Source organism: Streptomyces sp. NPDC006516 (genome assembly GCF_040611875.1).
In the GTDB taxonomy this organism is placed as follows: Bacteria; Actinomycetota; Actinomycetes; order Streptomycetales; family Streptomycetaceae; genus Streptomyces.
The window spans coordinates 180,317-192,949 of record NZ_JBEXPD010000006.1 but is presented as its reverse complement, the minus strand read 5'-3'; the positions used below and the strand labels follow the sequence as shown (position 1 = coordinate 192,949).

13 protein-coding genes are annotated in these 12,633 nt (G+C 71.1%); 5 read left to right on the top strand and 8 right to left on the bottom strand.

Annotation, left to right across the window (positions count from 1 at the left end):
* Positions 1 to 58 precede the first annotated feature (58 nt).
* Positions 59 to 976, top strand: coding sequence for a zinc-binding dehydrogenase (locus ABZY45_RS19170; protein ID WP_356741394.1), 918 nt, complete (start codon positions 59 to 61; stop codon positions 974 to 976).
* Between the two features lie 199 nt (positions 977 to 1,175).
* Here ABZY45_RS19170 and ABZY45_RS19165 read toward each other — a convergent pair whose 3' ends face one another.
* From ABZY45_RS19165 to ABZY45_RS19140, 6 genes are read right to left on the bottom strand one after another with little or no spacing between them, the layout of a single operon-like run.
* Positions 1,176 to 2,249, bottom strand: a complete 1,074-nt coding sequence (locus ABZY45_RS19165) for an LLM class flavin-dependent oxidoreductase (protein WP_356741392.1) — start codon at positions 2,247 to 2,249, stop codon at positions 1,176 to 1,178.
* Positions 2,250 to 2,254: 5 nt separating this feature from the next.
* Positions 2,255 to 3,151: an ABC transporter substrate-binding protein gene (locus ABZY45_RS19160; RefSeq protein ID WP_356741390.1), complete on the bottom strand. Its 897-nt coding sequence runs from the start codon at positions 3,149 to 3,151 to the stop codon at positions 2,255 to 2,257.
* Positions 3,152 to 3,958: an ABC transporter ATP-binding protein gene (locus ABZY45_RS19155; protein WP_356741388.1), complete on the bottom strand. Its 807-nt coding sequence runs from the start codon at positions 3,956 to 3,958 to the stop codon at positions 3,152 to 3,154. It lies immediately after the preceding gene.
* Positions 3,955 to 4,794, bottom strand: a complete 840-nt coding sequence (locus tag ABZY45_RS19150; protein WP_356741386.1) for an ABC transporter permease — start codon at positions 4,792 to 4,794, stop codon at positions 3,955 to 3,957. The genes ABZY45_RS19155 and ABZY45_RS19150 overlap by 4 nt, the downstream gene beginning before the upstream one ends.
* Entirely contained in the window at positions 4,791 to 5,804 is a 1,014-nt protein-coding gene (locus tag ABZY45_RS19145) for an NrtA/SsuA/CpmA family ABC transporter substrate-binding protein (protein ID WP_356741384.1), read from the bottom strand. The genes ABZY45_RS19150 and ABZY45_RS19145 overlap by 4 nt, the downstream gene beginning before the upstream one ends.
* Positions 5,801 to 6,844 carry an ABC transporter substrate-binding protein gene (locus ABZY45_RS19140; protein ID WP_356741382.1) on the bottom strand — a complete coding sequence of 348 codons (1,044 nt, stop codon included), beginning with the start codon at positions 6,842 to 6,844 and terminating at the stop codon, positions 5,801 to 5,803. The genes ABZY45_RS19145 and ABZY45_RS19140 overlap by 4 nt, the downstream gene beginning before the upstream one ends.
* 500 nt (positions 6,845 to 7,344) lie before the next feature.
* On the opposite strand from ABZY45_RS19140, the gene ABZY45_RS19135 reads away from it, so the two are divergent.
* Both ABZY45_RS19135 and ABZY45_RS19130 read left to right on the top strand, forming a co-directional pair.
* Entirely contained in the window at positions 7,345 to 8,124 is a 780-nt protein-coding gene (locus ABZY45_RS19135) for an IclR family transcriptional regulator (protein WP_356741637.1), read from the top strand.
* A gap of 230 nt (positions 8,125 to 8,354) precedes the next feature.
* On the top strand, positions 8,355 to 8,657 hold the full coding sequence (locus ABZY45_RS19130) for a hypothetical protein (protein ID WP_356741380.1): 303 nt from the start codon (positions 8,355 to 8,357) through the stop codon (positions 8,655 to 8,657).
* Positions 8,658 to 9,001: 344 nt separating this feature from the next.
* On the opposite strand, the gene ABZY45_RS19125 is transcribed toward ABZY45_RS19130, so the two are convergent.
* Positions 9,002 to 9,454, bottom strand: a complete 453-nt coding sequence (locus ABZY45_RS19125; RefSeq protein ID WP_356741378.1) for an Lrp/AsnC family transcriptional regulator — start codon at positions 9,452 to 9,454, stop codon at positions 9,002 to 9,004.
* 115 nt (positions 9,455 to 9,569) lie between these two features.
* On the opposite strand from ABZY45_RS19125, the gene ABZY45_RS19120 reads away from it, so the two are divergent.
* Positions 9,570 to 10,514, top strand: coding sequence for an SMP-30/gluconolactonase/LRE family protein (locus ABZY45_RS19120; RefSeq protein ID WP_356741376.1), 945 nt, complete (start codon positions 9,570 to 9,572; stop codon positions 10,512 to 10,514).
* A gap of 64 nt (positions 10,515 to 10,578) precedes the next feature.
* Here ABZY45_RS19120 and ABZY45_RS19115 read toward each other — a convergent pair whose 3' ends face one another.
* The gene (locus ABZY45_RS19115) at positions 10,579 to 11,538 is read right to left on the bottom strand and encodes a helix-turn-helix domain-containing protein (protein WP_356741374.1); all 960 of its coding nucleotides are present in this window, start codon (positions 11,536 to 11,538) and stop codon (positions 10,579 to 10,581) included.
* Positions 11,539 to 11,626: 88 nt separating this feature from the next.
* Between ABZY45_RS19115 and ABZY45_RS19110 the strand changes: the two genes are divergently transcribed.
* Positions 11,627 to 12,559, top strand: coding sequence for an NADP-dependent oxidoreductase (locus ABZY45_RS19110; RefSeq protein WP_356741636.1), 933 nt, complete (start codon positions 11,627 to 11,629; stop codon positions 12,557 to 12,559).
* Positions 12,560 to 12,633 lie beyond the last annotated feature (74 nt).

Genomic DNA, 12,633 nt, shown 5'->3' with positions numbered 1-12,633 from the left:
GTGCGCCAAACGGACTATCGGTCCGCATAATGCACACCAACAGAGGGGCCTCATGGTCATGCACGCACTCGTCGTCGATCCCGACGCTCCCGGATCCCTGCGCCTCGGGCCGGCCGCAGAACCTCAGGCAGCACCGCATCAACTGCTGGTCGATGTCCAGCACATCTCGCTCAACCGCGGCGAGGTGGCGTTCGCGGGGCGGCTTCCGGCCGGGACCGTTCACGGCTACGACGCCGCCGGTGTCGTCGTACGTGCCGCGACGGACGGCACCGGACCGTCCGTAGGAGCCAGGGTCGCGGCATTCGGAGCCGGCGCGTGGGCCCAGCGGATGGCCGTGGACACCACCGCGGTGGCCGAAGTGCCCGCCCGGGTCGGCCTCGCTGACGCCGCCGCGCTGCCGATGGCCGGCATCACCGCTTTACGCACGCTGCGCTCCCGCCCCATCCTGGGCCGACGCGTACTGATCACCGGCGCGGCCGGCGGCGTCGGCCGCTACGCCGTCCAGCTCGCGGCCCTGGGGGGTGCCCATGTGATCGCCTCGGTTGGATCGTCGACGCGAGCCGCAGGCCTTGCCGAGCTGGGCGCCCACCAAGTGGTGGTGGGCCTGGAAGGCATCGACCGGCCGGTTGACCTCATCCTCGACAATGTCGGCGGGCGACAGCTGGTCGCAGCCTGGGAACTCCTCGCGCCGGGCGGGGGTGTGCAGAACATCGGCTGGGCTTCCGACGAACCCGCGGTGTTCGCGCCGTACTCGCTGTTCTCCGTGGGACCGTCCAGGACGATGAACACGTTCGGTGACGTGCACGAGGTAGGCCCGGACCTGGCAACCCTGCTGGAGTTCGTGGCAGCGGGAAAGCTTTCCCCGGAGGTCGGCTGGCGTGGTTCCTGGGAGCGTGTCCCCGAGGCCGCCCAGGCGCTGTTGGACCGGCGCGTCGCGGGCAAGGCGGTCCTGGATGTAGAGCCGGTGGCCTACTGACTGACCACAGCCGGGCGGCGCGCCGAGAAAGCACGCCGCCCGGCTGTGTCGAGGCGTGGGTCGGCCGGCACCGCCGGTCACGGCTGCCCGGACGGGACTGGACCTGTTCACGTCCTGCTCGCCCACGCTCAGCCCGCCGTCACCCCCGCCCAGGCGGCCGGCCGGGCCTCGGCTCCACGACTCCCGGCCGGCCGGTGGGTCAGCGAGTGACGCCCAGCGCCGGAAGCACCGTTTCCGCGACTCTGTAGGCCTCCTCCAGCAAAGGGTTCCCGGACAGGATGAACGTGTCGACACCCAGTTCCTCGAACTCCTTGAGACGCTCGACGACCTGGGCCGTCGAGCCGACGACCGCCGTGCCGGGGCCCGGCCGGAACAAGCTCATACCCGGCCACATGTTGGGGTACGTCTCCAGCTCACGGGCCCGGGCGGGGACCCGCCCGCCGTGCTGGCGGAACTGACGCTGCCAGCCCACACCCTCCTCACCGGCCCGGTCACCGAGCATGCGTGCGTACGTGGCCTCGCTGGTGACGTCCAGCAGCCGGTCAGCTGCGGCCCATGCCGCGTCCTCCGTGTCGCGGACGATGAGGTGGAGCCGCAGCCCGATGCGGAGGGTGCGGCCGTAGGCGCGGGCCCGTGCCCGGACCTTCTCCAGCTTCTCCTTCAGCAGGTGCGGGGGTTCCCCCCAGGTGAGGAAGACGTCGACGTGTTCGGCCGCCATCTCGATCCCCGGGTCCGACGAGCCGCCGAACCACAGCGGGATGTGCGGGGCCTGCACCGGCTTCAGCTCCCGGAACGAGGCGCCCGCGTCCTTCAGGTCGTAGAAACGGCCCTTGTGGTCGAAAACCTCTCCGGCCGTCAGCCGCTTCACGATCGACCAGTACTCGGCACTGAGTGCGTACCGTTCGTCGTGCTCCACATGGAGTCCGTACTCCCGCAGCGCCTTCGTGGAACCGTTGACCACGTTGAAGCGCAGCCGGCCCCCGAAGAGCTGGTCGAAACTCAGCGCCATCTTGGCCAGCAGGGTCGGCGACACGAGTCCGGGGTGGACTGCGAGCAACGGTTTGAACCGGGTGCTGGTGGACGCCGCGAGTGCGCTGCCCAGCGGCCAGACGTCGTACAGGTCGGTGGCGAGCAGGGCGCCGCTGTATCCGAGCTGTTCGACGGCCCCGGCGAGCCGGCTCAGATAGCCGAGGTCGGCGGTCCGCCGGCCTTCGGGCTCCCACGGGTAGGCGCCTTCGCGCGGGATGATGTACCAGAGGACTTCTGCCGCCACGGCGCTCAGACCGCCTTCGGGCCGGCAGAGCCGGTGACGCGCGCCCGGGCCGTGGCGACCTCGACCGGCCGGTCGATGAAACCGGTGCGGTGGAAGATGTCCGCGGCCTCCTGCTGCTCGGCGATGAACTCGTCACTCACCGCCTCGATCTTCCACGGCAGGGCCCGCAGAGCGGTCTCCCAGTCGTCGGCGCTTCCGCCCAGGTCCGCCGCGGCGATCTCGGCGGCGGCGCGGGGGTTGGCTGCCGCCCAGTCGTCGGCCCGTCGGAGGGCTCGGGTGAGCGCCTCGACGACCTCGGGGCGGTTCTCGGCGAAGTCGCGCCGGGTGAAGAAGACGGAGCGGTCCGAGATCACGTCGCCCGTGGCGACGAGCGTGCGCAGTCCCCCGGCCCTCCGCGCGGCCGCGAGCTCGGGGCCCTGGGCGACCCAGGCGCCGATCTCTCCGGAGCGCAGCAGCCGCTCGCTGTCACCGCCGCTGCGGACCGCGGTGATGTCGTCGGAGTACGAGAGCCCGGCGTCGTCCAGCGCCTTGGCGATCAGATGGGTCTGCCAGGACCCGATCGCCAGGTGCACGGCCGCACCCTTGAGGTCGGCGACCGTACGGGCGGGGCTGTCCTCGGGCACCAGGAGGGCACCGTGACCAGGACGCGGGGCGGAGACCGCGGTGTAGACGAGGTCGTGGCCCGCGGCCTGCGCGGTGACCGGCGGGGTAGAGCCGGTGCCGCCGAAGTCGATGACGCCCTGGGTGAGCAGCTCGCCGGTGCGGACCCCGTTGGTGTACGGGAAGAAGGCGACCGTCTCGTCCAGCGCGGCCAGTTCCTCCTGCGCGAAGCCGAGACGGGAGAGGTGGTAGAGGTGGTAGAGGGAGGGGTTACTGCTGTGCACCCCGATGGTGACGGTCATTCAGATCACTCCGGCTTCGGAAGACGTGAGGAGTTGCGAGGACGAGGAGGAGGGGTCGGGTCGCGGACCGGGGTCCGCATCGGGTCGGTGCGGACCGTGGCCGGCGTCGACCCCCAGGTCGCTGAGCAGCCGGCGACGCAGTGCGGCGAACGCGGGATCGCCCGGGTCGCGCGGCCTGCCGACGTCGACGGACTCGTCGGTGACGAGCCTCCCGTCGCGCAGGACGGCGACGCGGTCCGCGAGCCGCACCGCCTCGTCGACGTCATGGGTGACCAGCAGGACTGCGGGGCGGTGCTTGCGGCACAGCTCCCCCACCAGGTCCTGCATCTTCAATCGGGTCAGGGCGTCCAGCGCGGCAAACGGCTCGTCCAGCAGCAGAAGTTCGGGCTCCCGTACCAGCGCCCTGGCGAGGGCCACGCGCTGGGCCTCGCCGCCGGAGAGCGTGCCGGGCCAGGCCTCGGCGTGCCGTTCCAGGCCGACCTCCGCCAGGGCCCTGAGCCCGTGCGGGGCGCGGCTGCGCGGAAGGGCGACCGTCACATTGGCCAGCACCTTCTTGGACGGTACGAGGCGGGGTTCCTGGAAGACGATGGTGCGGGCCTCGGGGACCAGCACCTCTCCCCCGTCGGCACCGTCCAGCGCGCCCAGGATGCGGAGCAAGGTGGTCTTGCCGCTTCCGCTTGCGCCGAGCAGGGCCACGAACTCGCCCCGTGCGATGTCGAGTCGCAAGTCGTCGAGCACGGCCCGGGTGCCGAAGACCCGGCGCAGACCCCGTACCCGTACGGCAGGTCGTTCCGCTGCGGCGGTCATCGTGTCCCTCCTTGCGGGATCCGCCACGGCATCAGGACGCGCTCGAGCAGCCGTACGACGATGTCGGCGGCCAGGCCGAGCAGGCCGTAGATCAGGATGCAGACGGCAAGGATGTCGGTACGGGCGTAGCTCTGCGCCTGAGACATCAGATATCCGATGCCCTCGGTGGAGTTGATCTCCTCGGCGGCGATGAGGGCGATCACGCTGAGCGTCATGGACAGCCGCAGTCCGGCCAGAAGGGACGGCAGAGCGCCGGGAATGACGACCTCCCGGACGACGGCGAGCCGGCTCATCCCGAAGCTGCGCATGGCCTCGACGAGCTTGGGATCGGTGTTGCGTACGCCGCTCGACGTGGACACGTACATGGGGAACGTGGTGGCGACGGCGATCAGCAGGATCTTCGCCGTCTCGTTGATCCCGAACCAGACCATGAAGAGCGGTACGAGGGCGAGGAAGGGAATGGTGCGCAGGGTCTGGAGCGAGGAGTCGAGAAGCTCGTCCCCGATCCTGGTGAATCCGGTGATGACGCCGAGGGTGAGCCCGACGGCGAGGCCGATCAGCAGACCGATGCCGGAGCGGGTCAGCGAGGTGGTGAGCGCGTCAGGCAACTGTCCGTTCCCCCACAACTCGCCCACTGCACGCAGTACTTCGGCGGGTGACGCCAGCACGTCGGCGGTGAGCACCCCCGTCGCCGAGGCCGCCCACCACAGGGCGAGCAGAGCGACCGGGCCCAGTGCGCGGACGGTCACGGCGAAGGGCCGGCTGCGCGTCGTCCGCAGCCCGGGACGGGGAGTGATCAGGCCCTCTGCGGCTGTTGCCCCGGAGACGGCGCTCATGTCAGCTTCTCCACGTCGAGGAGGTGGGCCGCGACGTCCACCTTGTTCTTGGTGACCTTCTGTTCCGCGTAGAAGGCGGCGACGGCCTCGAATCGGGTGATGTCCTCGGGGCCGATCGGATCGACCGTGCCGCCCTGGGCGATGAACCCGGTCTGCACCTCCTTGGCCTTACCGGTGACGGCGGTGGGCCCGACATCGGTGAAGACGTTCAGGTAGGCGGCGGGGTCCTTCTTCTCCCTGACGCTGGACGTGTGGAGGTACGTGTAGAGCGCCTTGACGATCTCGGGGTGCTTCTCGGCGAAGCCGGTCCGCACGGCGTTCAGGCTGTAGTTGTCGGAGCCGATGGCCGCGCCGTCGGCGACGAAGTGGGCCTTGCCGCTGCCGATCTCGGCCACGGCATAGGTGGCCCAGACGGCCCAGGCATCGACCTTGCCCGCGTTGAAGACGGCGGCGGTCTGGTCGGGGCGCAGGTAGACCCGCTGGACCTTGTCCACCGGGATCCCCTCCTTGGCCAGCGCCTTCAGCAACAGGTACTCACCGGTGCCGCCCTGGTTGACGGCGACCCTCTTCCCCACCAGGTCGGCGACGGAGCCGATGCCCGAACCGTCTCGGACGAGGATGCCCTCGCCCGCCCCGTCGGGGTCGACGGCGGTGAAGAACTTGAACCCGGGTCGCTGCGCGAGCGAGGTGATGCCCGAGGTGATGGAACCGGTGGCGAAGTCGAGCTGGTCCGCGTTCATCGCCTGTGCCGCGGGGGCGAAGGGCCCGGCGCTGCCGGTCCATTCCACCTCGGCACCCACCTTGCCGAGGGCCTCGTCGAGGCTGCCGTCCTTCTTGCCGGCGGCGAGGACTCCGGAGTTGCCGGGGTCGGGAATGCGTACGGTGACGGTACTCGTGGCGCCGGATCCGCTGTCCGCGTCGGAGGTACCGCAGGCGCTGAGGGCGAGGACGGCGGTGACCGTGAGCAGGGCGGGGGCGATCGTCGTACGGACAGATCGGTGCAGGTTCATGCTGACAGCGGTCCTTCGGGTTCGCGGGCGGGTGAGAGGGCTGAGTGAAGGCCTGCGCGGCCGGCAGCCCTGCTCAAGGGCTCGAGGTCGGCCCAGGCGTCGACGTCGACGCGCTCCGGGAGGAAGCCGTGGGCACGCAGCGCGGCCTCCTGCTCGGCCAGCAGGGCGAGGCGCTCGGCCGCCAGAGTGGGGTGCAGGGTGAGGTGGGTGCCGGGGCGATAGGCGCCGGCGACCCCGTCGGCGCCCGCCCCCGTCTCGGCGCCCAGGATGCGATCGACGTCGACGGGATGCCTGGTGGCCCAGTCGGCCGCTCTGAGCAGGACGGCGAGGAAACGGTCGACGAGGTCGGGGTGATCGTCCAGCAGCCGCTGGTGGACGGTGATGGGGCGGGGTGTTCCGTTGTTGACGCGGAAGCGGCGGTCGGGGAGTTCGTCGAGTTCGACGGCGACTTCCGCTCCTGCCCGGCGGGCCGCCTCGACGGCGACCGCGCCCTTCACGTACACGGCGTCCACGTCACCGCGCCGCAGTGCGTCAAGCTCGGCGGCCCACTGGCCCTCGTGCGCGTGGGCGGGTACGTCGACGAGTGCGGCGTCCCCGAGCTCCAGGCCGGCAGAGGCGAGCGCGCCCTCGAATCCGCGCAGCGCCATGGCCCGCCAGAAGTCGATGGCGATGGCGTGGGAGGGCACGGCGAGCCGCAGGCCGCGCAGGGCGTGGGCGCCCCTGATCCCGGCTCCGGGTGCGACCAGCACGACCTGGCGTTCCTCGATCCAGGTGAGGCCGATCAGCCGGGTCGCCTCTCCTCGCGAACGGGCCCAGAGGGCGGGCACGTTGCCGCCTTCGCGGAACAGGCCCGGCAGGGCGTGGGTGTAGTGGGTGGCACGGTCCGCGTCGGGGGCGGCGTCCTGGAGGGAACGCACCGCGATGCCGTCCGGGGCGAACTCCTCGTTGAGCCAGTGCCGGTCGGCGGCGATGCCCGTCGCGGTGGGTACGGGACAGCGGGTGAACCAGAGGGTGTCGGGCAGCGCGGCAGTGTGCGACATGGTCTCTTCCCGAAGAGGGTGGACGGAGCAGGGGGCAGGGTGCGCCCGGGTCGAAGGGCGGGGGCACGGTCCGCGGGCGGCGGGGGCGACGCGGGAACAGCCGGGCGCGTCAGCGAGGCGCGCGAGCCTGAGCGGTACGCGGCTTCAGCGGCAGGCGAGGTATGGGGCGCAGCGGCAGGCTGTGAGGTACGGAGCTTCAGCGACAGGCGGCACTGGAAACGCGCGCCAGGTCGATGTGACGGCGCAGCGTGAGAGCGAGCGTGACCGGAATGGAGCTGCCGGGGGACGTGGCGCTGAGGCCTGCCATGGCACTGCTCCTTTCCGTACGCCTGTGGTGAGGACTGCAGACTGCCACGGGCTCACTCCCACCCACAACTGGCCTCCCATAATGTGGGATCGACTGTGAACAGAGCGTTGCGCAGCCAGGTTCGAGGGCTTCTGACTCCCGTAATGTGGAGATCATGGTCCCTTCCACCTCCCCAGCGGAGAGCGAGACCGGCATGGGCGAGACAGCGGCGGCACGTGCTCCGGGTGGGGCACAGGCGGTCCAGCGCGCGCTGGACGTCCTGCACTGTTTCCACGACAACGGCCCCGACCTGAGCGCCGCTGACCTCGCCCGGCGCCTCGAACTCTCGGCCTCCACGGCACACCGGCTGGCCCGCACCCTCCTGGGCGCGGGCTTCCTGGAACAGGACGCACGGACCGCGCGCTACCGGCTGGGCCCTGCGGTGACGGAGCTCGGCCGGCTCTCGTACCACCAGCGTGGGCTCCATCTGGCCGCACCGGAGTTGGCCGACCTGGCCGAGCGCACCGGCGCGACGGCCGACCTGGCTCTGCGCAGCGGCCCGCATGCCGTGATCGTCGCGGGCGGTTCGGTGACACCGCGGATGGGGCTGCGCCGGCCACTGCACTCGACGGCTCTGGGCAAGGTGCTGCTCGCCTGGGCCCGGCCGGGCGACAGCGGCCCCGCCGGGCTCACGCTGCACGCTTTCACCGACCGCACGATCGTGGAACCAGCACTGCTGGCAGCCGAGTTGGAGCGCGTCCGTGCTGATGAGTACGCGCTCAACGACGGGGAGTCGGCCCTGGGGGTGCGCACCCTGGCCGTGCCTGTGCTGGACGGCGCCGGCCATGCGCGGTTCGCGCTCGCCGTCCGAGCCACTCCGTCCGTGATCACGGCCGAACGCACCGACTGGTTTCTGGAACAGGCCCGCTCGTGTGCGCACGCGCTGGAGGTGCTGTTGCTGACACCGGCAGAGCGCAGGCCGCCGCCCTCCTGACGGACCCGCCACCGATTTGCCGGCTGTCGCGAGCTTGCGAGGAGCGGTCGGCGGCAAAGAGAAGCTCCGGGAGGGCGCTCCTGTCGCGTCTCGATCGTTCGTCGCCCGCACATCGGCAAGGTGCTCCGGGTACTCCGGCCCTCGCGCAACCCAATTCCATGCCCCGGCGTCCGACTCGATGACGGACGGCTACCGATGACCTGGGAGGGCACGTGGCGAAGAAGGGCCAGATGACCGACGCAACGACGGGGAAGGACCGCGAGAAGTGGATGGCGCGTTTCCAGGTACGGCTGGCCATGCAGCCGGGCGTGGACCGGGCAGTCGTGCTCAAGGCGGTCAAGGATGTCACGGCACACTGCGCGGAGACGGGAGAGCACCCGCGGGCTGCCTTCGGTGACCCGGACGCCTATGCCGTGCAGACCGCCGCCCGGCTGGTGCCGGCGGACCGGGCGGCGCGCGAGAGGAGACACGACACCGTGGTGGGGGCACTCGGCTCCGTACTGAAGAGGGCCGAGGACGTCGCCGGGCTGTGACCGGCTGAAGCGACGTCCGCCATGGTCCGGCGCACAACTGCGGACGCAGCAGCGATCTGTCGCAGGCTGCTGGCCGGCTCACGGGATGTGCGGAGCGCCACCCCAGCCGGGACAACCCCCCGTGCTTCGCACGGTTACGCCGGAGGTCGGGCCCCCCGCAGGTGACGCCTACCACGCTTCGGCTCATCGCGCGTCGACCGTGACAAGAGCCCGCCGGTCGCCGTGGCTCGAGAGGTCGTGCGCCTGGCCGACGTCTCTGGAGACCCATGCGGACGCCAGCGACGTCACCCCGACTCCGGCACCAGCGACGACATCGTCTTCACCACGGCCGGGGCGCCCGGAGATCACGCCTGCTCACCGGTCAGTGGCGAAAGGGGCCGCTCGAAGAAGGTCTCCAGGACCACCGTGGCCTGCGTTCCGCTGACCCCGTCGATGGCGTAGATCCGGCGCAGCACATCCTGTAGTTGCTCGGTGGTCGCGGTCCTGACCTTCACCAGCAGCGAGGCGGTTCCCGCGATGACATGCGCCTCCAGGATCTCGGGGACCGCGGCGAAGTCCTGCGCCGAATCCCCCATCCAGGAGGTCGAGTCGACCATCACGTAAGCCAGCACGGCGCTGCCCACGGCGACCGGGTCCACCTCGGCCGTGGTACGCCGGATGACGCCGCGCTCGCGCAGCTTCCGCACCCGTTCATGGGCGGCGCCGGCGGACAGACCGACGGCCTGGCCCAGCGCGGCGTAGGACTGGGTGGCGTCCCGCTGGAGCTGGGCCAGCAGCGCACGATCGATGTGATCCACAACTCTCCATTCGGAATCTGCTGGCCCAGACCATATCTCATCTTGTATTAATCACATCATGCCGACTCACATTCGGCAGACCGGCAGACTAAACCTTTCGCGAGGAGTGGACCCCATGAGCAGCGAGCGCCCCGGGCTGTACGAGATGCTCGACGACCGGTTCCGTACCGGCAGGTGCATGAACGGTGACGACGCGCTGGAGGTCTTGTTCACCGGGTGCCGCTGGGCCGAGGGGCCGGTCTACCTCCCCGCCTGGCGCCAGCTGGTCTGGAGCGACATACCCAACGACCGCATGCTGCGCTGGGACGAGGAGACCGGCTCGGTCGGCGTCTTCCGCCGCACCGCCGGGCACACCAACGGCAACACCCTCGACCGCGAAGGCCGCCTGATCACCTGCGAGCAGGGCAACCGCCGCGTGACCCGCACCGAGCACGACGGCACGATCACCGTGCTGGCCGACCGGTGGCAGGGCAAGCGGCTGAACAGCCCCAACGACGCCGCCGTGAAGTCGGACGGCTCGATCTGGTTCTCCGACCCCGACTTCGGCATCACCAGTGACTACGAGGGGTACCGCGCGCAGAGCGAGATCGGCGCCAACAACGTCTACCGCATCGACCCGTCCACCGGAGAGGTGCGGCTGGTCGCGGACTGCTTCGGCGCCCCGAACGGACTGGTCTTCTCCGCCGCCGAGCAGCAGTTGTTCGTCTCGGACACCCGGGCGGGCTTCATCCGGGTCTTCGACGTACGCGACGACGGCACCCTCTCCGACGGCAAGGTCTTCGCCGAAGCCGGGGCCCGCGAGAAGGCCCGCTTCGACAACCTCCGCTTCGACGACGGCGGCCGGCTCTGGGCCGCCGCGATGGACGACGGCGTGCACTGCTACGACCCCGACGGAACCCTGATCGGCCGCCTCGACGTCCCCGAGGCGGTCGCCAACATCGCCTGGGGCGGCGCCAAGCGCAACCGCCTCTTCATCACTGCGGAGACCAGTCTGTACTCGGTGGTCATGGGCGTCACCGGCACGCACCCGACCGGCCCGGGGCGGCGGCCCTGGCAGTAGCCAGCGCCCCGGCGAACGCCCGGCCCGTATCGTCCACAGCTGGGGCGAGTCGGTCGGGCGGGGCTCACCCCGCCGGGGCGCCGGCGCCCCGGAAGGTGCGGCGGTACGCCATCGGCGAGACGCCGATCGCGGCGTGCAGGTGCTCACGCAACGACGTCCCGGTGGCGAAACCGACCTGGCCGGCGATGTCGTCGACGGCCAGGTCGGTGGTCTCCAGCAGGTGCTGGGCCCGGGACACCCGCTGCTGGATCAGCCAGCGCCCCGGGCTCGTCCCGACCTCCTCGTTGAACCGGCGCACGAAGGTGCGCCGGCTCATCCGGGCATGCCCGGCGAGCTGGATCAGCGTCAGCGGCTCGTGCAGGTTCTCCAGCGCCCACTGGCGGGTGGCCGACGTGCCGGCCACGGACGGCGGCAGCACCGGGTGCTCGATGTACTGGGCCTGTCCGCCGTCCCGCCACGGCGGCACCACGCAGACCCGTGCCACGTGGTTGGCGACAGCCGTACCGTGATCCCGCCGTACGAGGTGGAGACAGACGTCGACACCAGAGGCGGCACCGGCCGAGGTGAGCACGTCGCCGTCGTCCACGAACAGCACGTCCGGGTCGAGCGCGACCGTCGGGTACCAGGCCCGGAAGACGTCGGCGACGGCCCAATGGGTGGTGGCGGGCCGCCCGTCGAGCAGTCCGGCCGCCGCCAGCGCGAACGCCCCCGTGCAGATCGACACGATCCGCGTCCCGGGCCGTACCGCCGCGAGAGCCTCGGCCGCTCCCGGCGGCAGCTCGCGCGAGAGGCGGGAGATGTCGAAGGGCGGCAGAAGGACCGTGTCCGCCGTCGCCAGAACGTCAGGGCCGTGCCCCACCGTCACCGAGAAGTCGGCGTTCGTGGCGACGGGTCCGCCGTCGACGGAGCACGTCACGACCTCGTAGCGGTCCTGGAGCGCGCCGAAGATCCGGCTCGGAATGCCGAGCTCGAAGGGGTACACCCCGTCCAGGGCGAGGACGGCGACCCGATGAACAGCTGTCATGGCACGATCCCGTCGTAAGTTGGCATTCATGCCATGGTACGGGGAAGCACCTCCGGCAAGGCTGGTGCACATGACGAATCCCGACACCATGCACGCCATCCGCCAGGACACCCACGGCTCGCCCGAGGTCCTCGCTCAGGTCGTCCTGCCCCGTCCCACGCCCGCCCCGGGCCAGATCCTCGTCGCCGTCCGCGCGGCGGGGGTCAACCCGACCGACTGGAAGCACCGCGCCGCCGGCCTCTTCCTCGACCGTCTGCCGCTGGTCCTCGGCTGGGACGTGTCCGGCGTCGTCGAGGCCGTCGGCTTCGGCGTCACCCTGTTCAAGCCCGGCGACGAGGTCTTCGGGATGCTGCCCTACCCGCACGGCGTCGGCTCCCACGCCGAGTACGTGACGGGCCCCGCCCGCGCCTTCGCGCACAAGCCCACCGGCATCGACCACGTCCAGGCCGGCGCCCTGCCGCTCGCCGCCCTGACCGCGTACCAGGCGATCGTCGACACCGCCGCGGTCCATGCCGGACAGCGCGTCCTGATCCACGCGGCAGCCGGCGGAGTGGGCCACCTCGCCGTCCAGATCGCCAAGTCCCGCGGCGCGTACGTCATCGGCACCGCCAGTGCCCCCAAACACGACTTCATCCGCTCCCTCGGCGCCGACGAGGTCATCGACTACCGCAGCACCGACTTCCGAGACGCCGTCCAGGACGTCGACATGGTCCTCGACCCCCTCTCCGGTGACACCCGCGCCCGCTCCCTCGACGTCCTGCGCCCCGGCGGCATCCTCGTCTCGCTCCTACCGAGCGCCGACCCCGACGAGGCCGCGAAGGCAGCGGCCCGCGAGGTGCGCGTCGAGACCCTCCTCGTCGAAGCCGACCACGCCGGCATGAACGCCCTCGCCGGCCTGGTCACCTCCGGCTCGCTGCGCGCCCACGTCGAGGCCGTCTTCCCACTCGCCGATGCAGCCAAGGCCCACGCTCTGGGCGAGTCGGGCCACACCACCGGCAAGATCGTGCTGACCATTCCCTGAGCGCCGGTGCTCCGGCGCAGGCGCCGACCCATCCTTCGGTACCAGCGAGCGCTCCCCTGGCCGCTCCCAGCGGC

Excerpts from the sequence above, each read along its gene's own strand:
- ABZY45_RS19155 (WP_356741388.1), bottom strand. The coding sequence starts at position 3,958 with ATGACCGCCGCAGCGGAACGACCTGCCGTACGGGTACGGGGTCTGCGC.
- ABZY45_RS19140 (WP_356741382.1), bottom strand. The coding sequence starts at position 6,844 with ATGTCGCACACTGCCGCGCTGCCCGACACCCTCTGGTTCACCCGCTGT.
- ABZY45_RS19170 (WP_356741394.1), top strand. The coding sequence starts at position 59 with ATGCACGCACTCGTCGTCGATCCCGACGCTCCCGGATCCCTGCGCCTC.
- ABZY45_RS19110 (WP_356741636.1), top strand. The coding sequence starts at position 11,627 with ATGCACGCCATCCGCCAGGACACCCACGGCTCGCCCGAGGTCCTCGCT.
- ABZY45_RS19130 (WP_356741380.1), top strand. The coding sequence starts at position 8,355 with ATGACCGACGCAACGACGGGGAAGGACCGCGAGAAGTGGATGGCGCGT.
- ABZY45_RS19115 (WP_356741374.1), bottom strand. The coding sequence starts at position 11,538 with ATGACAGCTGTTCATCGGGTCGCCGTCCTCGCCCTGGACGGGGTGTAC.
- ABZY45_RS19145 (WP_356741384.1), bottom strand. The coding sequence starts at position 5,804 with ATGAACCTGCACCGATCTGTCCGTACGACGATCGCCCCCGCCCTGCTC.
- ABZY45_RS19135 (WP_356741637.1), top strand. The coding sequence starts at position 7,345 with ATGGGCGAGACAGCGGCGGCACGTGCTCCGGGTGGGGCACAGGCGGTC.
- ABZY45_RS19160 (WP_356741390.1), bottom strand. The coding sequence starts at position 3,151 with ATGACCGTCACCATCGGGGTGCACAGCAGTAACCCCTCCCTCTACCAC.
- ABZY45_RS19120 (WP_356741376.1), top strand. The coding sequence starts at position 9,570 with ATGAGCAGCGAGCGCCCCGGGCTGTACGAGATGCTCGACGACCGGTTC.
- ABZY45_RS19150 (WP_356741386.1), bottom strand. The coding sequence starts at position 4,794 with ATGAGCGCCGTCTCCGGGGCAACAGCCGCAGAGGGCCTGATCACTCCC.